The following is a 19,926-nucleotide window of genomic DNA, read 5'->3' on the forward strand; positions in this document are numbered from 1 at the left end:
CATAAGACGCTAATGCACTTGCCTTACTCAGGCAGAACAAAGCCGATCTTCTCGTACGTCCGGCGCAACGTGCCGGACGCCACCTCACGGGCGCGTTCGGCGCCACGGGCGAGGATCTTGTCCAGCGAGGCCACGTCGTCGAGGTACGTCTTCACGCGCTCCTGCACCGGCGTGACCCACTCGGTGAAGACCTCGCCGAGGTCCTTCTTCAGGTCGCCGTAACCCTTGCCGTCGTAGTCCTCCACCAGCGACTCGACCGTGCGGCCGGTCAGCGCGGAGTAGATCGTCAGCAGGTTCGAGACGCCCGGCTTGTTCTCGACGTCGAAGACGATCTCGCGGCCCGTGTCGGTGACCGCGGAACGGATCTTCTTGGCCGAGCGCTTCGGGTCTTCGAGCAGCTCGACGACACCGCCGGGCACCGACTTGCTCATCTTCGCCGTCGGGTCCTGCAGGTCGAAGATCTTGGCCGTGTCCTTGACGATGTACGCCTCCGGCAGCCGGAACGTCTTGCCGTAGCGCGAGTTGAAGCGCGTCGCGAGGTCGCGGGTCAGCTCCAGGTGCTGGCGCTGGTCCTCGCCGACCGGCACGTAGTGCGCCTGGTACAGCAGGATGTCCGCGGCCTGCAGGATCGGGTACGTGAACAGGCCCACGCCGACGGACTGCTCCTGGCGCGCGGACTTGTCCTTGAACTGCGTCATCCGCGACGCCTCGCCGAAGCCGGTCATGCACTGCATGACCCAGCCGAGCTGGGCGTGCTCCGGAACGTGGGACTGCACGAACAGCGTCGCGCGGTCCGGGTCGATGCCCAGCGCGAGCAGCTGGGCGGCCGAGACGCGGGTGTTCTGACGCAGGGTCTTCGGGTCCTGCTCCACGGTGATCGCGTGCAGGTCGACGACGCAGTAGAACGCGTCGTGAGCCTCCTGCAGGGCCACCCACTGCCGCACCGCACCCAGGTAGTTGCCGAGGTGGAACGACCCGGCCGTCGGCTGGATGCCGGACAGGACGCGGGGGCGCTTTACGGGCTCTGCAGGCGCGTTCTCCGTGGACACGGTCGAAATCTTCTCAGACCGGGGTGGATCAGTTGTGCGTGGTGTCCTGCTGAACCAGGTCGATGCGCTGGTTGGCGGCGACGACCGGGGCCGGCTTGCGGCGCTTCACCAGGCCGTACACCAGACCGCCGACGCCCGCGGTGACCGCGATCAGGCCGACGGGACCGGCTGCCGTGCCGGTCATGCTGCTCTCGACCGCAGCGCTCACTACAAGACTCATGCCGTGCACTTGCCGAGCCTCCCCATGGCACAGATCCACCCCGGAACGGGTGAACCTCGCTGACTGAATGGCCGCCAAGCTACCGATGGCCGGTAGCGTCTACGCGCCGATTCAGACTATCGGTCACTGATGATCGGTTCGCACTCGCCCATATGTCGTAGTCCGCTGACGGGCGTTACGCCCTGCTAGTGAAGCCAGGGTTTCGAGCTCACTCACCGTGCGCGCCGATCCGTGCTCCGAGCCTGCCATGCGGCTGATGGTCTCCTCCATCAACGTGCCGCCGATGTCGTTCGCACCTCCGTTGAGGATCTCCGCGGTGCCCTCGTCGCCGAGCTTGACCCACGAGCACTGGATGTTGTCGACGCGTCCGTGCAGCGCCAACCGTGCGAACGCGTGCACGGCGCGGTTGTCACGGCGGGACGGGCCGGGGCGGGCGACTCCCGCCAGGTAGATCGGGGCGTTGCGATGCACGAACGGCAGCGCGACGAACTCGGTGAGCCCGCCTGTCCGGTCCTGCAGGTTCGCGAGCACCCGGAAGTGCGTGAGCCAGTGGCCGGGGTGGTCGACATGGCCGTACATCATCGTGCTGGACGAGCGAATGCCCAGCTCGTGGGCCGTTCCGACGACGTCGAGCCAGGTCGCGGTCGGCAGCTTGCCCTTGGTGAGCACCCAGCGGACGTCGTCGTCGAGGATCTCGGCCGCCGTGCCGGGAATCGTGTCGAGTCCGGCTTCCTTCAGCTCCGTGAGCCACTCGCGGACGCTCACGCCCGCCTTCGCCGCGGCGGACACGATCTCCATCGGGCTGAACGCGTGGACGTGCATTCCCGGCACGCGCTTCTTGATCGCGCGCACGACGTCGGCGTAGTAGGTCACCGGCAGCTTGGGGTCGATGCCGCCCTGCATGCAGACCTCGGTGGCGCCGTCGTCCCACGCCTCCTGCGCGCGGTCGGCGACGTCCTCGGTCGACAACCGGAACGCGTCCGCGTCGCGCTCGCGCTGGGCGAAAGCGCAGAAGCGGCAACCGACGTAGCAGACGTTCGAGAAGTTGATGTTCCGGTTGACGACGTACGTGACGTCGTCGCCGACCACCTCTCGCCGCAGATCATCGGCGAGACGCGTCATCACTTCCAGTGCGTCGCCATCCGCGGTGAGGAGCGCCATCGCGGCGTCGGTGTCGTCGAGCAACGCCCCCGGGTCGTTCGCGGCGATCTTCAGTCCACGTTGGATGTCCTCGGAAAGTCGTTGCGGCGCAACGGGGATCTTCAGCTCGTCCCAGTCGCCGTAGACCTCGTCGAAGTCACCGCGGCGGTCGCCCGTGCGGCCCTCGGTGTCGATCGTGGTGTTGAGGTCGGCGCGGCCGTACGTGTCGAGCCCGCCGTCGGGCTCCTGCCACTCACGGCCGGTGACGTCCGCGTCCGGGTTCGCGAGGCCGCTTTCCAGTGCCAGCGCGGAAACGTGCGCGGTGAGCCTCGTGTCGATCCACTGCCCCGCCGCCGCGCGGACGTAGCGCGGGTAGACGTTCAGCCTCTCCTGCAAGGAAAAGCCGGCTTCGCGCGTGATCTCGGCGAGCTGATCGACCTGGGGCCACGGCTTCTCGGGGTTCACGTGGTCGGGCGTGACCGGCGAGACGCCGCCCCAGTCGTCGACGCCCGCGCGCAGCATGAGGTCGAACTCGCCACCGACGAGGTTCGGCGGCGCCTGCACGCTCACCGTCGACGGCATCACCAGTCGTGCCACGGCGATCGTGGCCGCGAGCTCGGTCAGGTCGGCGTCGGGCATGCCGCGCATCGCCGTGTCCGGCTTGGCGCGGAAGTTCTGGATGATGACTTCCTGGATGTGCCCGTACTGCTTCGCGACCTGACGCATCGCGAGCAACGACTCGGCGCGTTCGGCGATCGTCTCGCCGATGCCGATGAGGATCCCGGTGGTGAACGGGACGTTCACGCGGCCGGCGTCGGTCAGCACGCGCAGGCGGACGGCGGGGTCCTTGTCGGGGCTGCCGTAGTGCGGGCCGCCCTTCTCGCTCCACAGCCGTTCCGCGGTGGTCTCCAGCATCATGCCCATGCTGGACGCCACGGGCCGCAGCCGCGTCAGCTCCTCCCAGCTCAGCACGCCGGGGTTGAGGTGCGGCAGCAGCCCGGTCTCCTCCAGCACCGCGATGGCACTGGCCCGCACGTAGTCCAAAGTGGACTCGTACCCGCGCGCCTCCAGCCACTCCTTCGCGGCGGGCCACCGGTCCTCGGGCCGGTCGCCGAGCGTGAAGAGCGCTTCCTTGCACCCCTGCGCCGCCCCCGCTCGCGCGATCGCCAGCACCTCGTCGCGTTCGAGGAACGCAGCGGGCACCTTGTGCGGCACGGTCGCGAACGTGCAGTAGTGGCACCGATCGCGGCACAGTCTCGTCAGCGGGATGAACACCGACCGGCTGTACGTGACGATCCCAGCGCGCCCCTCGGCGAGAAGGTGCGCATCACGCACCTTGCCCGCCGCGGCCAGCAACGCGTCCAGGTCGTCCTCGCGCGCGTGCAGGAGCACGGCGGCCTCAGTCGCGTCGAGCACGGCGCCGTCGGAGGCCCGGCGCAGCGCACGCCTCATGGCCGCCGCGCTCGGACGGGGCTGCGGTGGGGTTAGCGAGATGTCCACTGCCACGTCAACGACCTTAGGCCGCCGAAATTCCTGATCAGCTGTGACGGGTTGTGGGACATCCCACTTCACCGCACCGAGACCAGCAGTTCCGTGTTGCGGTCGAGCGGCGTGCCCAGCGGGTCGGTCCGCGAGTGGATGTCGTTGTAGGTGAACTCGCGACACAGGCTCGCGAGGCCTTGATCAGTCCGGTCGTCGTAGTCGACCTGGTACGGCGCATCGGCCTCCAGCAACGTCGTGAACAGCGACAACGTGCCGTCACCGTTGTCCGCGACCTCGATCACGCGGGCGTGCTGCGGGAAGTCGACGTGGGCCGCGGTGTTGATCTCCCAGAAGCTCCGCGACGGCGTCGCGTGCCGGTGCGGCGTGATGACGTTGCGGTGCGTGTGGCCGTTGACCCACGCCAGCACGTTCGGAAACCGGTGCAGGAGGTTGAGGAGCGCGTCGCCGTTCATCCGCGGGTCGAGAGGCCTGCGCTTGTCCGGCAGCACGTTGCCCATCGTCTTGGACGTGTGGTGGCTGAAGAGCACGAACAGCTCGTCGGTGACGTTCTGCCGTTGCGGCAACCCGAGCCAGTCGTAGTAGAGCGAACTGTTGCGCTTGAGGGTCCGCTCGATCCAGTTGAGCTGATGGAGCCCTATCGAGCCCGTGGAGAACCCTGCGAGGTTCGTGGTGTCCATGCTGATGCCCGTGACACCAGGCGCCATCCGGAACGTGTAGAAGACGTCCACACCGTCCGCGTTGGCGTCCGTATAGCCGTGACCACCCGTCGGCAAATGCTTGCGCACGTACTCACCGGTGGTGAACAGCCGGCGCCGGTCATCAGGCGTCACGGTGCGGACAACACCACTCGTCGCGAGGATCGCCATGGCCTCCGGAATCGCCTTGGGGTCGTGGAACGCCTGCGCCACCTTCGCGTTCTGCACGGGATCACCGAACCCGACGATCTTCTTGCGCCCGGTGTACCAGCTGTCGAGCAGCCCGTCCGGCAGCGCGCCGACCACGCTGTCGTCGTGGTTGCCGATCGTGGCGTACCAGGGGATGTTCAGGCCGGGGCTGCTGAACTCCCTGACGGCCGCGTCGAGCAGTCCAGGCAGCTGGGGGAAGCCCTTGGCCTTGTAGTCGTCCGCACCGCTCAGGTCGGGCTGCCAGAACGTGCTGATGCCGGCGTTCTGCACGCCCTCGTACCTGCCGTCACCGGTGTTGGGCGTGATGCGGCCGCCGTTGAGGACCGCGAGGAACCAGTCGAGCTCGACGTTCTCGTGGTTGTCGGTGTTGTCGCCGGTCGTCATGAGGAAGTCGAAGGGCCTGCCGGTGAGCGGACCGTTCCTGACGGCGTTGACCCTCCTGACGAGGCTCGTCGACCCTTGCGTCGTGAGCGCCTCCTGCGGCCGGTGCGCGCTGGAGCCCATGACCGGGTGCAGGTACTCGAACCGCAGCGGGCTCTGGGCGTCGCAGATGTGCATGTCGCTGAACTGCACGAAGCTGGTCAGGGCCCTGCGCCGGGCCTCGCGGTTCGGCTTGGCCGCGATCAGGTCGTTTCGCACGACCGTGGGCCAGCCGGGGCCCGCCTGGAGCCTGCGGTAGCCGCTCGCGCCGATCGGCGTGGCCGTGGTGTCGAGCGTGGTGCCCGCCGTGGACGCAAACGCTTGGCGGTCGAGGAGGGGCACGCCTGCGGCGCCCACGCCCATCGCCAGGAGGAAAGACCGCCGGTTGAACCCTGTCATGCCGCCCCCGATTCATCGATGGTGAATCGTGTTCATGTTCAGGGAGCGGGTGGGTGGAATCGAGGGGGCAGGTGGGTGACAAGAGCGATAAAGGCTGGTCGGGCTGGGTCAGTCGGAGTACTCGACGGTGACCGGCGCGTGGTCTGACCAGCGCTCCGCATACGTAGCCGCCCGCTCCACCACAGCGCTGGAAGCCCGCCCAGCCAGCCCGTCGGTGGCGACCTGGTAGTCGATCCTCCACCCGGAGTCGTTGTCAAAAGCCTTCCCCCGATACGACCACCACGAGTAAGGCCCGACAACGTCAGGGTGCAACGCGCGCACAACATCGTTGTACCCAGACGAAAACACCGAGGTCATCCACTCCCGCTCATAAGGCAGGAACCCGGACTCCTTCTGGTTCGTCTTCCAGTTCTTCAGATCCGCCTGCTGATGCGCGATGTTCCAGTCACCGCACACGAGCACCTCACGCCCGGACACGGCCGCCTTCTCCCGCAACGACACCAGGTACGGCAGAAACGCCGCCATGAACCGGTCCTTCTCGTCCTGCCGCGCAGTACCGACGTCACCGGACGGCAGGTACAGCGAGGCCACGACGACCCCGGGAAGTTCGATCTCCAGATACCGACCGCTCGCCTCGAACTCCGACACGCCGAAGCCCACACGCACAGAGGTGGGTTCAACGCGCGAGAGCACGCCCACGCCCGCGCGGCCCTTCAAAGAAGAAGGCGCGTACACGCCGTGCCAACCCGGAGGCGAGTGGACGTCGGCCGCCAGTTCGGACGGTTCGGCGCGGACCTCCTGCAGGCACACCACGTCGGCGGACGTGGAGGCCAGCCACGGGAGGTAGCCCTTCTTGGCTGCGGCGCGGAGGCCGTTGACGTTGACCGTGGAGACCGTGAGCACGACCGGTGAGCCTACTTGGAGGCCAGGCCCCAGGGCTTCGGGTACTCGGCGTCGCAGCGGGCGCAGTGCGCGGTGAGGTCCAGGTAGCCGACGAGGGTGGCCATCTCGTCGCGGGGCAGCGCCAGCTGGCGCTGGCCGTCGATCTCCGTGTAGAGGCCCTGCCACTCGGGGTCGCAGGAGCACTGCGTGACGCTCTTGCCTCTGCCCCACCGGAACATGTTGCGCAGCATGGCCGCGAGTTTACTTGCAGGTCGAATCGCTGGTCAGCGCCACGAAGGACTGGCTGACCCAGCGGCGGTCGCTGAGCATGCGGTAGCCGTTCTCGACCCTGCCCTGGGCGTCGGTGACCGCGTCGCGCGGCATCGTCGAGACGATCGGCTGCATGTCGTCCGGGCCCGAGCGGACGTTGAGGATGTCCGCGGTCACGGTGACCTTGCAGATCTCCGCCGACTTGTCGCTGTCCATCGGCTTGCCGCCGTTCACCGCGTACATGACGCCGGCGACGCCCAGCACCCCAATCACGATCAAACCCCTGACCGGAACACCCAGCATGACGCCCTCCCGAACCGCGAAACTGCTTCAAGCAGCAGATATAGCGGCAAAAACGGCCGGGAAGACGGCGAGGCGCGGCAACCACCCGCAAGAGGAACCGACCGGGTGACGCGCAACGGGAAAGGCCACCCCGGAGTGACCGGGGTGGCCTTCACCAAGCGTCAGGCGAACGTCAGAACGACGCCATCTTCTTCTTGAGGTTCTCGTCGAGCGCGGCGAGGAAGTCCTCGGTCGTCAGCCACGCCTGGTCCTTGCTGATCAGCAGGGCCAGGTCCTTGGTCATCTGACCGGCCTCGACGGTCTCGATCACGACCTCCTCGAGCGCCTCGGCGAAGCGGATCACCTCGGGGGTGTTGTCCAGCTTGCCGCGGTGCATGAGGCCACGGGTCCACGCGTAGATCGACGCGATGGGGTTCGTGGAGGTCGGCTTGCCGGCCTGGTGCTGGCGGAAGTGACGCGTCACGGTGCCGTGCGCGGCCTCGGCCTCGACCGTCTTGCCGTCCGGCGTCATCAGGACCGACGTCATGAGGCCGAGCGAGCCGAAGCCCTGCGCGACCGTGTCGGACTGGACGTCACCGTCGTAGTTCTTGCAGGCCCAGACGTAGCCGCCCTCCCACTTCATGGCCGCTGCGACCATGTCGTCGATGAGGCGGTGCTCGTAGGTGAGGCCCTTGGCGTCGAACTCCGCCTTGAACTCGGCGTCGAACACGGCCTGGAAGATGTCCTTGAAGGCACCGTCGTAGGCCTTCAGGATCGTGTTCTTCGTCGACATGTAGACGGGGTAGCCCCGCTGCAGGCCGTAGGAGAACGAGGCGCGGGCGAAGTCCTCGATGGACTTGTTGTAGTTGTACATGCCCATCGCCACACCGCCCTCCGCCGGGAACTCGGTGACGACGTGCTCGATCGGGTCCGAGCCGTCCTCCGGCTGGAACGTGATCGTGAGCTTGCCGGCGCCGGGCACCTTGAAGTTGGTGGCCTTGTACTGGTCACCGTGCGCGTGACGGCCGATGATGATCGGCTTCGTCCAGCCCGGGACCAGGCGCGGGACGTTCGAGATGATGATCGGCTCGCGGAAGACGACACCGCCGAGGATGTTGCGGATCGTGCCGTTCGGCGAGACCCACATCTTCTTGAGGCCGAACTCCTCGACGCGCGCCTCGTCCGGCGTGATCGTGGCGCACTTGACGCCGACGCCGTGCTTCTTGATGGCGTTGGCGGCGTCGACGGTGACCTGGTCGTCGGTGGCGTCCCGGTGCTCGATGCCCAGGTCGTAGTACTCCAGGGTGACGTCCAGGTACGGGTGGATCAGCTTGTCCTTGATGAACTGCCAGATGATCCGGGTCATCTCGTCGCCGTCGAGCTCGACGACGGTGCCCTGAACCTTGATCTTGCCCATAACTCCGGGCGCTCCTCTCGCGACGATGCAAGCAAGACAAGCGTACTGGTAAACCGTCCTCCCGCGCCTGCGACCCTGGTTACACCGATTCAGGTTCGCGGTCGGTCGACCGGCTCACGTGCTCCCACTTGTCGATTTCCGCATTCCGTGCCTGGTCTGCCAGGCGCACCATATCCACCGCGTCGCTGCCCAGCAGCAGACACAGCGGCGGCTCGTCCATGGCTACCACGTCGAGCATGACCTTCGCCGCCTTGGCCGGGTCACCGGGCATGTTGCCGTCGGCTCCCCGGACCATGCCGAGAAGTACCCCGACGGACGGAACGTAGTCCGGTCCGTGCTCCGTCACCACCAGAGAGCTGCCGGTCCAGTCCGTCTGCATGCCGCCGAGCTCGATCAGCGTCGACCGGACCCCGAACGGCGCGCACTCGGCGGCGAGCGTCTCGTTGAAGCCGCGCAGGGCGAACTTCGACATCACGTACGGGCCGAGCCCTCCGCCCAGGGCGATGTGCCCGGCGGTGGAGCCGGCGTGCAGGAAGTGCCCCGACCGCTGGGCCCGGAGCACCGGCAACGCGGCACGGGTGACGTTCACGGCACCCCACAGGTTGACCTCCAGCTGCTCGCGGAAGTCCTCCTCCGAGCACTCCTCGATCGAGGTGACCCTGCCGACGCCCGCGTTGTTCAGCACGACGTCGAGCCGGCCGAACTCGCGCACCGCCGTCGCCACCGCCTCACGCGCCTGAGCGGCGTCTCTCACGTCGAGTGCAACAGATCTGACCCGGTCGCCGTGTTGAGAGACGAGGTCGTCGAGAGCGCGCGGGTCGCGGGCGGTCGCGACGAGCCGGTGCCCCGCGGCGAGAACGGCCTCCGCGGTCTTGCGGCCGACGCCGCGGGAACTGCCGGTGATGAGCCACACCTGCGCCATGTCCGAACTCCATCCGTCGGAAATCAGTTGTCCGGGGATATGGAGTTCCTGCCGTGGCGGTTGATACCGAACGACTACTGTTTCCCACAGATGGGTGATCACCAGAAGGGGCGTAAGTGTCAACTGGGCCAACACATGCGATGAGCGGGCTGCTCGCCTGGAGCGCCGTGACCGCGATCGCGTCAAGTCACCCGATCGGCCAGCTCTCGCCGCAGAGTTGGGCCGTGGGCGCGGTTCTGGCCACCGGAGCAGCACTTCTGCCCGACCTCGACCACCCCGGATCGACCATCTCGCGCACGTTCGGAGCATTGAGCAGCGGCCTGTCCGCGGGCATCAACGCGTTGAGCGCACTCGTGTATCGCATGACACGGCTGAAGAGAGATTCCAAGCGGGACGGCGGACATCGCGGTCTCACGCACACGCTCGTCTTCGCGTTGTTCGCCGCCATCTTCACCACCGCGGTCGTGCAGAACAGCCAGAAGTGGGCGCTGCCCGTGCTGATGTTCGTGTTCGCCGGCCTGGCGGTGCGCGGCATCATGAACGACTGGTGCCCCAAGCAGGACGCGTTGCTGATCACGGTGGTGTCCGCGGGCATCACGTGGGCGATGATCGCGTGGACCTCGCAGACGAGCGCGTCCGCCGCGGCGTGCGGAATCGCTGTCGGCGTCGGGTGTTTCGCGCACTACGTCGGCGACGCGATCACCGAGCAGGGCTGCCCGATCCTGTGGCCCATCCCCATCTTCGGCAAGACCTGGTACCCGGTCGCGCCGCCGAAGATCATGCGGATGAAGACCGGTGGCGTGGTGGAGATGGCGATCGTCGGCCCGATCGTCACGGCCCTGTCGATCTGGCTGGGGCTCGCGGCGTTGCAGGGCACCGGCGCGTTGCCGTTCTTGGACTGGGTGGACCTTCTTCCGATCTAGTTCACGCGGCGTCCACCTGCGGCTCACCCGATCGGCCTAGCCTCCACGAACCCCGACCCGTCGTGTGGAGGATCAGCCGTGTCCGAAGTAGCCCGCAGACGCTTCCTCCAAGGAGCGGGCGCGCTTGGTGTGGCGGGAGCGCTGGGCACGGGACGTGCGTCGGCATCGTCCCGTTACCAATGGCTTTCCGGTGACCATCACACGCACACGCAGTACTCGTACGACGGCATGTACACCGTCGAGCAGCAGATCCGCGGTGCGTTGCGGCACGGCACGGACTGGCTCGTGGTCACCGACCACGGCCACGCGTCGCACGAGGCTCACTCGGTCGAGGCGACGGCGGCCGATCTTCGCCGTGCCGCCCGCAAGTTCCCGCAGTTGTTGCTGTGGCACGGAATGGAGTGGAACGTCCCCGGCGCGGAGCACGCGACGGTGTTCTTCGAGGACTGCCGCGACGAGGCCGGCGTGCTGCGCGACTTCGAGCGGCAGTTCGACTGGCGGCTCAACGGCCAGGAGGCCTCGAACCCGGCCAACGAGCGCAAGGCGCTCGACGCGGTCCGGTTCCTGCAGGCCAAGATCCGCAACGGCACGATGAAGTCCGCGCTGGTGTTCGTGAACCACCCGATGCGCAACGGCCGGGTGGCGCCGCACGAGCTCCGCGCCCTGCGCGACCTGGCGCCGGACATCGTTGTCGGCATGGAGGGCGCGCCAGGAGCGCAGGGCGACGGCGACCCGTTGCGCGGTCCCGGCGGCCATCGCGGCGGCTACGCGAACAACCCCGGCCCGAACTCCTACGCGCCCTACCCGGCCGAGGCCTACCGGACTCACGGCGGGTTCGACTGGATGACCGCGAAGGTCGGCGGCGTCTGGGACTCCCTGCTCACCGAGGGGCTCGGCTGGTGGATCACGTCGAACTCGGACTCGCACTTCAACTCCCGCGACACGATCGTCCGCGTGCCGGAACCGGCTGACCAGTTCGACCTGACCGGCAAGCACCTCGACCCGGTCGAGGGCGCCGTACCGCAGGTATCGCCGCCGTACGTCGACTTCTTCCCGTGCGAGTTCTCGCGGACCGTAGTCGGCGCGACCCGGCGGACGCGCGGCGCCGTGATGGAGGGCCTGAGGGCGGGACGGGCGTGGGTCTCGCACGGTGGCCTCGTCGAAGATCTCCGGTTCGAGGTTTACGCATCCGGCCGAACGGAGACCATGGGCGGGCGGCTGCGCGTCCGGCGCGGTTCGGACGTGACGGTGCTGATCAAGGCACGTCTCGCGACCCGGCCGAACAGCGCGGGGTTCGTCCCCAGGTTGCGCCGTTTGGACCTCATCAAGGGCGCTGTAACCGGACGATCATCATCTGAAACGTTGGCCACGCCACATGTGAAGGTCGAGCGATCCTACGAGCCGCGCTGGCACTATGCGGTCTTCACGCACACGTTCCGCGACGTCGGGGAGCCCTTCTTCCTCCGGTTGCGCGGAACTGACGGCAACCGCGGCGCGTTCGGGCCGCAGGCGGACGCACCGGGAGCCGCGAACCCGTGGGAGGACCTGTGGTGCTACACCAACCCGATCTTCGTGGAGGTCAGGTGACCAGCACCTTCGTCGGCGTCGACGCCGGCTACGAAAACCGCTGGGAAGCGGAGAAGATCGCACTGGAACTGCACGACACCGTGCTGACCACGGCCCGAACGGTCGCGGTGCACGAGGTCGACGGCCACCACGCGATGTCCTTCCTCGTGCCCGTGTCCCCGTCCGACGCGGTGGTGAACTCACTGGTCGAGCAGGGTTTCGGAGTCGCTGTGCGCAGTGCGTCCTCAGGACGTCTGGTAGGCCCGGAGGCGCTTCGAGCAGGCGCCTCCACTGCTGCCGAGGCCCATCAGTACCGCCGCGAGGGGCGCGCTCTGCGCTACCAAGGCCAACGGTCGTTGCGCGGTCGTCATGGCGTGTCGGACATCCTCGCGTTCACGGCCATAGAGGTCGTTCTACCGCGCGGCACCCACACGGTCGACACGCGCGGGAACCTCACGCCGTTCTTCCGCGACGGCAAGTTGGTGCTGGTCATCGACTAGGTTTCGGGGCGTGCGTGACATCGCTGTCTTCAGTGGTTCTGCCCATCCCACACTCGCCGCCGAGATCTGCGGACATCTCGGCGTCGACCTGTCGCCCAGCCGCCTGACCCGGTTCGCCAACGACTGCCTGGAAGTGCAGTTGCAGGCGAACTGCCGCGAGCGCGACGTGTTCCTGATCCAGCCGCTCGTCCCGCCGGTGCAGGAAAATCTCGTCGAACTGCTGCTGATGCTGGACGCCGCCCGTGGAGCCTCCGCCGCGCGCACGACCGTCGTTCTGCCGCACTACGCCTACGCGCGTTCGGACAAGAAGGACGCGCCCCGCATCTCGATCGGCGGCCGCCTGGTCGCCGACCTGATGGTGGCAGCGGGAGCGTCCAGGGTGCTGGCGATGACGCTGCACTCACCGCAGGTGCACGGGTTCTTCTCGGTGCCCGTCGACCACCTGCACGCCCTGCGCGAACTGGCCGCGCACTTCTCCCAGTACGACCTCTCGAACACCGTCGTGGTGTCGCCGGACCTCGGCAACGCCAAGGAGGCGGCGCACTTCGCCCGCATCCTCGGCCTGCCCGTCGCGGCGGGCGCCAAGCAGCGGTTCGCCGACGACAAGGTGCAGATCTCGACCGTCATCGGCGACGTGGCCGGGCGGGACGTGATCGTGCTGGACGACGAGATCGCCAAGGGCTCGACGGTGATCGAACTGCTCGACAAGCTGCGCGAGCGCGGCGCCGGGTCGATCCGGGTCGCGTGCACGCACGGGCTGTTCTCGTCCGGCGCGCTGGACCGGTTGCAGGCGTTCGACGACGTGCTGGAGATCGTCGCGACGAACACCGTGCCGATCCCTGCCGAGAAGGCCGTGCCGAAGTTGAAGGTGCTGTCGATCGCGCCGGCGATGGCCGAGGCGATGCGGCGGATCAACGTCGGCGAGTCGGTGTCGACCCTGTTCGAGGCCCCGTAGTCACTTCAGGTGCGCGAGTGCCGTGATCAGCCGGTCCCCGACGTCGTCCGGCCCCGGCATCTTGCGCACCACGGCCCGCTGGTGGGCGAGGCCGTGCAGCCCCAGCCACAACGCCACGGAGTCGCCGTAGAGGTCGTCGCTGCCGTGCGCGATCCCCTCCTCGACGCACGCGCCGAGCACGCCGACGAGCAGCGTGAACGCCTCCACGCCCAGTGAGTCGAGGTCGGCGTCGGTGATCGACGTGTCCTCGGTGGACGGCGTCCAGAGGCCGCCGAACATGATCCGGTAGCGCTGCGGGTGCAGCTTGGCGAAGTCCAGGTAGGCGTTGCACACCGCGAAGAGCCGTGCGCGCGCGCTTGCGCCCGCGTTGTCGTCGGCCTCGCGCAGGACCGTCGTGAGCGTGTCCATCTCCCGCTGCACGACGGCCAGCATGATCGACGGCTGGTCCGCGAAGTGCGGGTAGATCGACGGTGCCGCGATCCCGACCTTGCGGGCGACCGAGCGGAGCGTGACCGCGCGTTCGTCCCCGCCCTCGTCGAGGAGCGCGACGGCCGCCTCGATGATCTCCTCCCGCAGCTTCCCGCCCTCACCCCTGCGGTTTCGCCTGCGCGGTTCCGTGTTCGTCACGGCCGTAACCATACACCTGAAAGTTTATGGCCGTTAGGTCTTGCGCTCGTGAACTTACGGGCGTTAGCTTATGGCCGTAAGCACAACCGGGACCGACACGAGGAGCCACGATGAACGCCACGACCGCCACCACCCGCGCCACCGAGATCGTCCTGCCGGGTGTGGTCGAGCCCGACGGCCTGCACGTCCGGGTCCGCGACCTGCCAGCGCCGGGTGAGGGCCAGGTGGTCCTGCGGATGGAGGCCACCGGCGTCTGCTTCGCCGAGCAGCAGATGCGCCTGGGCAAGTACTACGACCAGCCGCCGTTCCCCTTCGTGCCCGGCTACGACGTCGTCGGCACGGTCGTCGCCGCGGGTCCGGGTGTCGACCGCGACCTGCGCGGACACCGGTTCGCCGTGGTCACGAAGGTCGGCGCGTGGGCGAGCCACCTGATCGTCGAGGCCGGCGACCTGGTGCCCGTGCCGGACGGCGTGGACGCGGCCGCCGCCGAGACCGTCGCGGTCAACGGCGTCACGGCCTGGCAGATGCTGTACCGCACGGCGAAGGTCAAGCGAGGCGACACGATCGTCGTGCTGGGCGCGAACGGCGGTGTCGGCTCCACGCTGGTGCAGCTCGCCAGGCACGCCGGCATCAAGGTCATCGGCACGGCGTCGGCCCGCAACCTCGACGCGATCCGCGAGCTCGGCGCAATTCCCGTCGACTACCGCGACCCGAACATGTACGCCCGCATCCGCGAGCTGGCGCCCGAGGGTGTCGACGCGGTGTTCGACCACGTCGGCGGCCCCGCCCTGAAGGAGTCCTGGAAGCTGCTGCGCCGCGGCGGCGCGCTGGTCAACTACGGGTCGGCCGCGACGAAGGACGAGCCGGGCAACGCGATGCTGCCGGTGCTCAAGCTGTTCGGGCAGCTGATGGTGTGGAACCTGCTGCCCAACGGCAAGCGCGCGGGCTTCTACAACTTCTGGGCTGGCAAGCGCTTCCGCCTCAACACCTTCCGCACTCGCCTGCGCGACGACCTGGTGCAGGTGCTGAACCTGGTCGAGTCCGGTGCGGTCACGCCGCAGATCGCCGCGCGCATCCCGTTGCCCGAGGCCGCCGCGGCGCTGACGCTGGCCGAGTCCCGCACCGTCGTGGGCAAGGTCATCATCGTCCCGGAACGGTGAACAGGCAGGGCTGCCGCCAGTTGATCGTGGCGGCGGCGACCGCGCTGGTCGACTCCGACCACGCCGTGACGCTGAGGGCCGTGTCCCGCGAGACCGGCCTCCCCACGTCGTCGATCTACCCGCAGTTCCCCGACGCCGGGGCGATCCTGCTGGCCGTGTGCCACGAGGCCTTCCACGAGCTCGAAGCGGCCGTTCTCGCCGCCACCGGCCCGTACGCGGCAGGCCTCGCCTACCTCGACTTCGCCGTCGCGCACCCCCGCCGCTACCGCGTGATGTTCGGCGCGGCCGATCTCTCCGAACCGGCGTTGCGGCTGTTCACCCAGGTCATCGCGGATCCTGATCGCGCGCTGGCGTTCTGGCTGGGCCTGCACGGCCTCGCCGACCAGCGCGCCTCGATCCGCCGCTCGCCGCAGTTCCTCGTCATCGCACCGCGCCTGATCACTTCACTCATCTGAACTCGTCCGACTTCCGGAAGGTCCCCGCCATGAACGCCACCGCCCTGCGCCCCACCGCCGCCACCGTCGCGTCCACCGAGGTCGACAACCGCGTCGCCTACCTGGGATTCGCCTTCGCCTACGTCTTCGGCCACGGCGCCGCGATGCTCTCCCGGTCCGGAGCGGTCGTGATGCCGGCGTGGCTGCCGATCGCGTTGCTCGCCACCGGCCTCGTCGCCGGCACCGCCTTCGCCATGAGCGCGTCGCTGCGTGCCCAGAAAGCCGCGTCCGAGGCACGACGACGAGCCGAGAAACTGGTCGGCACCGCCTGGGTCACCGGTTTCGCTGCGCTGGCGCTGGCCGTCACCGGCCTGAGCACGGTGTTCGACAAGCCCGAGTTGCAGACCGTGCTGTGGCCCGCCGGTTCGACCATCGTCGTCGGCCTGATCTACATCGCCGAGGGTGCCGTGCGCGGCAACGCGCTGCACTACAACCTGGGCACCTGGCTCGCGCTCGTCGCCGCGGCGGCGCTGTTCGTCCCGGGAGCCGGCTTCTTCGGCGTGCTGGCCGTGCTCGGCGGCAGCGCCTACCTGGTGGCCGCGTTCCTGGAGCGCCGACGCCTTGCCGCGTAAGGCTTCTACAGCTTCACTCGCACCGTGACACGACCCTTGTCGTCACGGTGCGATGTCGCGTGTCCGGTCCGTTCGGTGCCATCGAGCTCAAGACGGAGAGGGCCGCCCTCGCCGCTGAAGTTGCGCCACCACGTCTTGGCGTCCGGCATCATCACGCGGATGTCGACGGTGTCACCTTTGCGTTGGTAGCCAACGGGTGTGGAGAACGTGCGACCCGACTTGCGGCCCGTGTAGGACACGACGGTGATGCCCTTGCGCACCAGCCTGCCGACGAGCGGCACGTCGCGCAGTCCGACGATCACCCTGTTGAAAGGACCCACGATCGAGCTCTTGAAGTTCATGACTTCGAACGTAACCTGCTAAGTGGAGAACCCCATCCGCTTGGCACGAAGTGAGAAGAAGTGACCGCAGAACCGTCTCAGATGCGAGCCGACGCGCGAGAGAACCGCGCACGGGTGCTGACCGTCGCACGGGAGTTGTTCGCCGAACGCGGACTGGAGGTGCCGATGGCCGCGATCGCGCGACGTGCCGGCGTCGGCGTGGCCACGCTCTACCGACGGTTCCCCACCAAGGAACTGCTGGTCATGGAGGCCTTCGCCGAGCAGTTCGCGCACTGCCAGGCCTGCATGGACGACGCGCTGCAGGACCCGGACCCGTGGCGCGGGTTCTCCACGGTGATCGAGCAGGTGTGCCTGATGCAGGCGTGCGACCGCGGGTTCACGGCGGCGTTCACGGCCTCGTTCCCGGACCTGCACTCCGAGGTGCGCGACCGCACGTGGGAGCGCCTTGAGGCGTTGGTTCAGCGCGCGAAGGACAGCGGACACCTGCGCGCGGACTTCTCACCGCACGACCTGACGTTGGTGCTGCTGGCCAACGGTGGACTGTCGGGCATGCCGGCGGAGGTCGCGGTGGCCGCCTCCCGGCGCCTGGTCGCGTACCTGCTGGAGTCGTTCAGGGTGGGCACGGACGTTCTGCCGCCGCCCGTGCCGCTCAGCCTGGACCTGGTGTTGAACAACTAGCCGGGATGGGCGCCGACGGTGTCGCGGATCATCGCGCCCAGGTCGGCCGACCCCGACCGCGCGCAGTGGGCGCAGCAGAAGAACTTGCCCTCCACCTCCACACCGTGCCCGATCACGCGGCAGTCGCAGTGCTCGCAGCGCGGCGCGAGCCGTTGGATCGCGCACTCGAAGCTGTCGAACGTGTGCACGCCGCCGCCGACGGTGCGCACCTCGAACGCCATCCAGTAGTCGTTGCCACAGACGTCACAGGTCGCCATGCGCGGAAGACTGCGGCAGGTCGGACGGGTCGGCAACTCGAACGTCGAGCCGCGCCACGAGCGTCTTCGGGGCTGTCACCCGATAGGCGTCCTCGACGAGATCGCCGACGACGCCCCAGTCGACGGGCACGTCCAGGTACACGCCGAGCCAGCCGCGGTGACCTACGTAGGGCGGGCGGAAGTACTGCTCAGGGGCCTGGGCGACCAGGGTTTCCTGCACGTCCGGGCCCGCAGCGCACCAGAACGCCACGCGGTCGTCGTGGTGGTGGTCGGACAGCGTCACGAAGGTCTTCTTGCCGCGGACGAACCACGTCGGCTCGCCGTGACTCAGGCGTTCGGTCACCTCTGGCAACGCGAGGCAGAGGCGGCGCAGGTTCTCCAGTGCGTCCACCAGTACATCCTGCGCCTCCGGCGGCGGACGCGCACCGTCCACAAAGGACCTGCTGGAGGAATGCGGAAGCCCCGTTTCTGAGCGGGACCGGCCGGATTCGAACCGGCGTTCTCCCTCCGTTCCGGAGGGCGCGTCGACCACTGCGCTACAGGCCCCATCGCCACCGCACGTCTCACACTAGCCGCGGAAGTCCGGGCCGTATGCCCTGCGAAAGTGTTGGACCCAATAAGGTTCACGGACCAACCTCGAACTGGACGGTGTCGTGCCAGGGATCGACTACTACGAGTTGCTCGGTGTGAACCGGGGCGCCAGCGCCTCGGAGATCAAGTCGGCCTACCGCTCTCTAGCCAAGGTCATGCACCCCGACGCGGGTGGGACGTCTGGCGGCTTCCGCCTGCTCCAGGAGGCCTACGAGACGCTGAAGGACCCGGTCCGCCGGGCCGACTACGACCGCCCCGCCGTGAAGGTGCCGACGGTCGTCCGCCCGCAGACACGCCCGCGACCTCGTCGAACAGGTCACACGGGCCGGCTGCGCGACTTCGGCGACGACCCCAACTACATGGCGCCACGCCCCCGCGTCGACCTCGGCTCGATGGACTGGTGGCACCGGATCGACCTGGGCGCGCGTGTCCGCTACGTGCCCGCCACCGGCCTCGGCCACGCCCCGGCGGCGGCCGCGATCGGTGGGTGGTTCGTCCTGCTCATCCCGTTGACGATGACGCTCTCACCACTCCTGCTCGCCGTCTGGCTGCCACTCGTGGCGGGCGCCGGTTACGGGGCGTTCCGACTGGTGCGCCGCTACATGACGGTCGCGAGGGCCGAACGGGCGTTCGCGGGTGAGTACGACGGCAACACGATTTTCGGCCGTCCGGGTGAAAACAGACGCGAACGGCTGACCGCCGGATTGCTCACGGAATACATGACCCAACTACCGGGAGTGCGCATCTTCCACGGCCTCGCCTGGCCGGGTTCAGTTTTCACCGACGTAGACCACGCCCTGCTCTGCGGCCGCCGCCTGGTCCTCATCGAGTCGAAGTCGTGGCTCCCCGGCCACTACTACTGCGACGAGGACGGCGAACTCTGGCGCAACGGCCACCCGTTCCGCGGCGGCGGCTCCCAACTGCTCGACAGCGTCGACTACTACGCCGAACTCCTGCCGTGGCTGGACATCAGGGGCGCCCTGATCGTCTACCCGAGCCGAGCCGGCGAGGTGACCTGCGACGACGACCTCGACTTCGACGTGCCGCCGATGACGCCGGAGCAGTTCGTCAGCGAGATCGGCGACTGGCTGGCCGACGACCCGGCGACCGTGGACCGCGAGGCGCTGCGCGTGCTCGTGCGCCAGGTGGTGTCCGAAGTGCGCGTGGCCGGCGCCTAGTTCGAACGCCGCACTTGAGCAGCTGGCACCCCTACGCAGAGCCGTGACCTCGGCAGGCGGCGGTTGCCCTGTCCATGGCACCATCCCTCCCATGACCCGCACGGTGTGCCTCGCGCAGAACCCCGACGCGGACGCACTCCTCGCGTCGGACATGTTCGCCCTGTTGACCGGAATGCTGCTGGACCAGCAGATTCCCATGGAGAAGGCCTTCTCCGGACCCAAGGTCCTCGCCGACCGCATGGGCGGCCTGGACGTGCGCCGCATCGCCGAGGCCGACCCCGAGACCTTCGCCTCGGCCATGGCCACGCCGCCCGCCGTGCACCGGTTCCCCGGTTCGATGGCCAAGCGGGTGCAGGCGCTGTCGCAGTTCGTCGTCGACACCTACGACGGGGACGTCACGCGGATCTGGGCCGACGGGGACGGGGCCGCGGTGTTCAAGCGGCTCAAGGCGTTGCCCGGGTTCGGGGACCAGAAGGCGAAGATCTTCCTCGCCCTTTTGGGCAAGCAGTTCGGCGTCACGCCGAGTGGGTGGCGTGAGGCCGCTGGGCACTACGGGGACGAAGGAAGCCGACGTAGCGTCGCCGACGTGCGTGATCAGGCTTCGCTGCTGGAGGTCCGGGACTTCAAGAAGGCTGCGAAGGCCGCCGCCAAGAAGTAGCCCTGTTGTTCATCGTC

General features: G+C 68.2%; 23 protein-coding genes and 1 tRNA gene. 10 read left to right on the plus strand and 14 right to left on the minus strand.

Features of this window, described 5'->3' with window-relative positions; translation table 11 throughout:
- Positions 1-23: 23 nt before the first annotated feature.
- The 9 genes from trpS to ACFWN2_RS35575 form a co-directional block, all read right to left on the minus strand.
- Positions 24-1,049, minus strand: a complete 1,026-nt coding sequence (trpS, locus tag ACFWN2_RS35535) for a tryptophan--tRNA ligase (protein ID WP_382434967.1) — start codon at positions 1,047-1,049, stop codon at positions 24-26.
- 28 nt (positions 1,050-1,077) lie between these two features.
- Positions 1,078-1,269, minus strand: coding sequence for a hypothetical protein (locus ACFWN2_RS35540; RefSeq protein WP_382434969.1), 192 nt, complete (start codon positions 1,267-1,269; stop codon positions 1,078-1,080).
- Between the two features lie 123 nt (positions 1,270-1,392).
- Positions 1,393-3,915, minus strand: a complete 2,523-nt coding sequence (locus ACFWN2_RS35545) for a bifunctional FO biosynthesis protein CofGH (protein WP_382434971.1) — start codon at positions 3,913-3,915, stop codon at positions 1,393-1,395.
- A 62-nt stretch (positions 3,916-3,977) separates the two neighbouring features.
- On the minus strand, positions 3,978-5,636 hold the full coding sequence (locus ACFWN2_RS35550) for a TIGR03767 family metallophosphoesterase (protein WP_382434972.1): 1,659 nt from the start codon (positions 5,634-5,636) through the stop codon (positions 3,978-3,980).
- 108 nt (positions 5,637-5,744) lie between these two features.
- Positions 5,745-6,539, minus strand: a complete 795-nt coding sequence (locus ACFWN2_RS35555) for an exodeoxyribonuclease III (protein ID WP_382434973.1) — start codon at positions 6,537-6,539, stop codon at positions 5,745-5,747.
- Between the two features lie 11 nt (positions 6,540-6,550).
- On the minus strand, positions 6,551-6,769 hold the full coding sequence (locus tag ACFWN2_RS35560; RefSeq protein WP_382434974.1) for a hypothetical protein: 219 nt from the start codon (positions 6,767-6,769) through the stop codon (positions 6,551-6,553).
- A gap of 10 nt (positions 6,770-6,779) precedes the next feature.
- Positions 6,780-7,061 carry an SH3 domain-containing protein gene (locus tag ACFWN2_RS35565; RefSeq protein WP_382434975.1) on the minus strand — a complete coding sequence of 94 codons (282 nt, stop codon included), beginning with the start codon at positions 7,059-7,061 and terminating at the stop codon, positions 6,780-6,782.
- Between the two features lie 202 nt (positions 7,062-7,263).
- A complete protein-coding gene (locus ACFWN2_RS35570) occupies positions 7,264-8,487 on the minus strand; it encodes an NADP-dependent isocitrate dehydrogenase (protein WP_382434976.1) in 1,224 nt (407 codons plus the stop codon).
- Between the two features lie 79 nt (positions 8,488-8,566).
- Complete coding sequence (locus ACFWN2_RS35575; RefSeq protein ID WP_382434977.1) at positions 8,567-9,409, minus strand: SDR family NAD(P)-dependent oxidoreductase; 843 nt, start codon at positions 9,407-9,409, stop codon at positions 8,567-8,569.
- Positions 9,410-9,525: 116 nt separating this feature from the next.
- Here ACFWN2_RS35575 and ACFWN2_RS35580 point away from each other — a divergent pair, with 116 nt between their 5' ends.
- The 4 genes from ACFWN2_RS35580 (at position 9,526) to ACFWN2_RS35595 (ending at position 13,353) form a co-directional block, all read left to right on the plus strand.
- Entirely contained in the window at positions 9,526-10,332 is an 807-nt protein-coding gene (locus tag ACFWN2_RS35580; protein ID WP_382434978.1) for a metal-dependent hydrolase, read from the plus strand.
- A gap of 78 nt (positions 10,333-10,410) precedes the next feature.
- Positions 10,411-11,919, plus strand: a complete 1,509-nt coding sequence (locus ACFWN2_RS35585; RefSeq protein ID WP_382434979.1) for a PHP domain-containing protein — start codon at positions 10,411-10,413, stop codon at positions 11,917-11,919.
- A complete protein-coding gene (locus ACFWN2_RS35590; RefSeq protein WP_382434980.1) occupies positions 11,916-12,398 on the plus strand; it encodes a hypothetical protein in 483 nt (160 codons plus the stop codon). Before ACFWN2_RS35585 ends, ACFWN2_RS35590 begins: the two co-directional genes overlap by 4 nt.
- 10 nt (positions 12,399-12,408) lie before the next feature.
- Positions 12,409-13,353: a ribose-phosphate diphosphokinase gene (locus ACFWN2_RS35595; RefSeq protein ID WP_382434982.1), complete on the plus strand. Its 945-nt coding sequence runs from the start codon at positions 12,409-12,411 to the stop codon at positions 13,351-13,353.
- Here the strand turns inward: ACFWN2_RS35595 and ACFWN2_RS35600 are convergent, their stop codons facing one another.
- Positions 13,354-13,980, minus strand: coding sequence for a TetR/AcrR family transcriptional regulator (locus ACFWN2_RS35600; protein ID WP_382434983.1), 627 nt, complete (start codon positions 13,978-13,980; stop codon positions 13,354-13,356). It abuts the gene before it with no gap.
- A 110-nt stretch (positions 13,981-14,090) separates the two neighbouring features.
- Between ACFWN2_RS35600 and ACFWN2_RS35605 the strand changes: the two genes are divergently transcribed.
- Genes ACFWN2_RS35605 through ACFWN2_RS35615 form a run of 3 tightly spaced genes read left to right on the plus strand, consistent with a single transcriptional unit; the run spans position 14,091 to position 16,206 of the window.
- Positions 14,091-15,140, plus strand: a complete 1,050-nt coding sequence (locus ACFWN2_RS35605) for a medium chain dehydrogenase/reductase family protein (protein WP_382434984.1) — start codon at positions 14,091-14,093, stop codon at positions 15,138-15,140.
- Positions 15,137-15,595 (plus strand): TetR/AcrR family transcriptional regulator, encoded by a 459-nt coding sequence (locus ACFWN2_RS35610; protein WP_382434985.1) that lies wholly within the window; start codon positions 15,137-15,139, stop codon positions 15,593-15,595. The genes ACFWN2_RS35605 and ACFWN2_RS35610 overlap by 4 nt, the downstream gene beginning before the upstream one ends.
- Before the next feature lie 29 nt (positions 15,596-15,624).
- Positions 15,625-16,206 (plus strand): ABC transporter permease, encoded by a 582-nt coding sequence (locus ACFWN2_RS35615; protein WP_382434986.1) that lies wholly within the window; start codon positions 15,625-15,627, stop codon positions 16,204-16,206.
- A gap of 5 nt (positions 16,207-16,211) precedes the next feature.
- On the opposite strand, the gene ACFWN2_RS35620 is transcribed toward ACFWN2_RS35615, so the two are convergent.
- Positions 16,212-16,547, minus strand: coding sequence for a hypothetical protein (locus ACFWN2_RS35620; protein ID WP_382434987.1), 336 nt, complete (start codon positions 16,545-16,547; stop codon positions 16,212-16,214).
- Between the two features lie 81 nt (positions 16,548-16,628).
- Here ACFWN2_RS35620 and ACFWN2_RS35625 point away from each other — a divergent pair, with 81 nt between their 5' ends.
- Positions 16,629-17,225 carry a TetR/AcrR family transcriptional regulator gene (locus tag ACFWN2_RS35625; protein WP_382434988.1) on the plus strand — a complete coding sequence of 199 codons (597 nt, stop codon included), beginning with the start codon at positions 16,629-16,631 and terminating at the stop codon, positions 17,223-17,225.
- Here the strand turns inward: ACFWN2_RS35625 and ACFWN2_RS35630 are convergent.
- The 3 genes from ACFWN2_RS35630 to ACFWN2_RS35640 all read right to left on the minus strand — a co-directional run bounded on the left by ACFWN2_RS35630 (position 17,222) and on the right by ACFWN2_RS35640 (position 18,029).
- Positions 17,222-17,482 carry a Prokaryotic metallothionein gene (locus ACFWN2_RS35630; protein WP_355300731.1) on the minus strand — a complete coding sequence of 87 codons (261 nt, stop codon included), beginning with the start codon at positions 17,480-17,482 and terminating at the stop codon, positions 17,222-17,224. The genes ACFWN2_RS35625 and ACFWN2_RS35630 overlap by 4 nt on opposite strands.
- Entirely contained in the window at positions 17,469-17,873 is a 405-nt protein-coding gene (locus tag ACFWN2_RS35635) for an MmcQ/YjbR family DNA-binding protein (RefSeq protein WP_382434989.1), read from the minus strand. Before ACFWN2_RS35635 ends, ACFWN2_RS35630 begins: the two co-directional genes overlap by 14 nt.
- A gap of 82 nt (positions 17,874-17,955) precedes the next feature.
- A tRNA-Ser gene (locus ACFWN2_RS35640) sits at positions 17,956-18,029 on the minus strand.
- Between the two features lie 106 nt (positions 18,030-18,135).
- Between ACFWN2_RS35640 and ACFWN2_RS35645 the strand changes: the two genes are divergently transcribed.
- Both ACFWN2_RS35645 and ACFWN2_RS35650 read left to right on the plus strand, forming a co-directional pair.
- Complete coding sequence (locus ACFWN2_RS35645; RefSeq protein WP_382434990.1) at positions 18,136-19,251, plus strand: DnaJ domain-containing protein; 1,116 nt, start codon at positions 18,136-18,138, stop codon at positions 19,249-19,251.
- Positions 19,252-19,342: 91 nt separating this feature from the next.
- A complete protein-coding gene (locus ACFWN2_RS35650) occupies positions 19,343-19,909 on the plus strand; it encodes an HhH-GPD-type base excision DNA repair protein (RefSeq protein WP_382434991.1) in 567 nt (188 codons plus the stop codon).
- The last annotated feature ends 17 nt before the right edge of the window (positions 19,910-19,926 follow it).

The sequence above is a fragment of the Lentzea sp. NPDC058436 genome (genome assembly GCF_042721515.1).
Classification (GTDB): Bacteria; Actinomycetota; Actinomycetes; order Mycobacteriales; family Pseudonocardiaceae; genus Lentzea.

What these genes read in the sequence shown, in the direction of transcription:
- ACFWN2_RS35540 (WP_382434969.1), bottom strand. Translation starts at nt 1,269, where the DNA reads ATGAGTCTTGTAGTGAGCGCTGCGGTCGAGAGCAGCATGACCGGCACG.
- ACFWN2_RS35550 (WP_382434972.1), bottom strand. Translation starts at nt 5,636, where the DNA reads ATGACAGGGTTCAACCGGCGGTCTTTCCTCCTGGCGATGGGCGTGGGC.
- ACFWN2_RS35560 (WP_382434974.1), bottom strand. Translation starts at nt 6,769, where the DNA reads ATGCTGCGCAACATGTTCCGGTGGGGCAGAGGCAAGAGCGTCACGCAG.
- ACFWN2_RS35570 (WP_382434976.1), bottom strand. Translation starts at nt 8,487, where the DNA reads ATGGGCAAGATCAAGGTTCAGGGCACCGTCGTCGAGCTCGACGGCGAC.
- ACFWN2_RS35575 (WP_382434977.1), bottom strand. Translation starts at nt 9,409, where the DNA reads ATGGCGCAGGTGTGGCTCATCACCGGCAGTTCCCGCGGCGTCGGCCGC.
- ACFWN2_RS35605 (WP_382434984.1), top strand. Translation starts at nt 14,091, where the DNA reads ATGAACGCCACGACCGCCACCACCCGCGCCACCGAGATCGTCCTGCCG.
- ACFWN2_RS35615 (WP_382434986.1), top strand. Translation starts at nt 15,625, where the DNA reads ATGAACGCCACCGCCCTGCGCCCCACCGCCGCCACCGTCGCGTCCACC.
- ACFWN2_RS35620 (WP_382434987.1), bottom strand. Translation starts at nt 16,547, where the DNA reads ATGAACTTCAAGAGCTCGATCGTGGGTCCTTTCAACAGGGTGATCGTC.
- ACFWN2_RS35625 (WP_382434988.1), top strand. Translation starts at nt 16,629, where the DNA reads ATGCGAGCCGACGCGCGAGAGAACCGCGCACGGGTGCTGACCGTCGCA.
- ACFWN2_RS35630 (WP_355300731.1), bottom strand. Translation starts at nt 17,482, where the DNA reads ATGGCGACCTGTGACGTCTGTGGCAACGACTACTGGATGGCGTTCGAG.
- ACFWN2_RS35650 (WP_382434991.1), top strand. Translation starts at nt 19,343, where the DNA reads ATGACCCGCACGGTGTGCCTCGCGCAGAACCCCGACGCGGACGCACTC.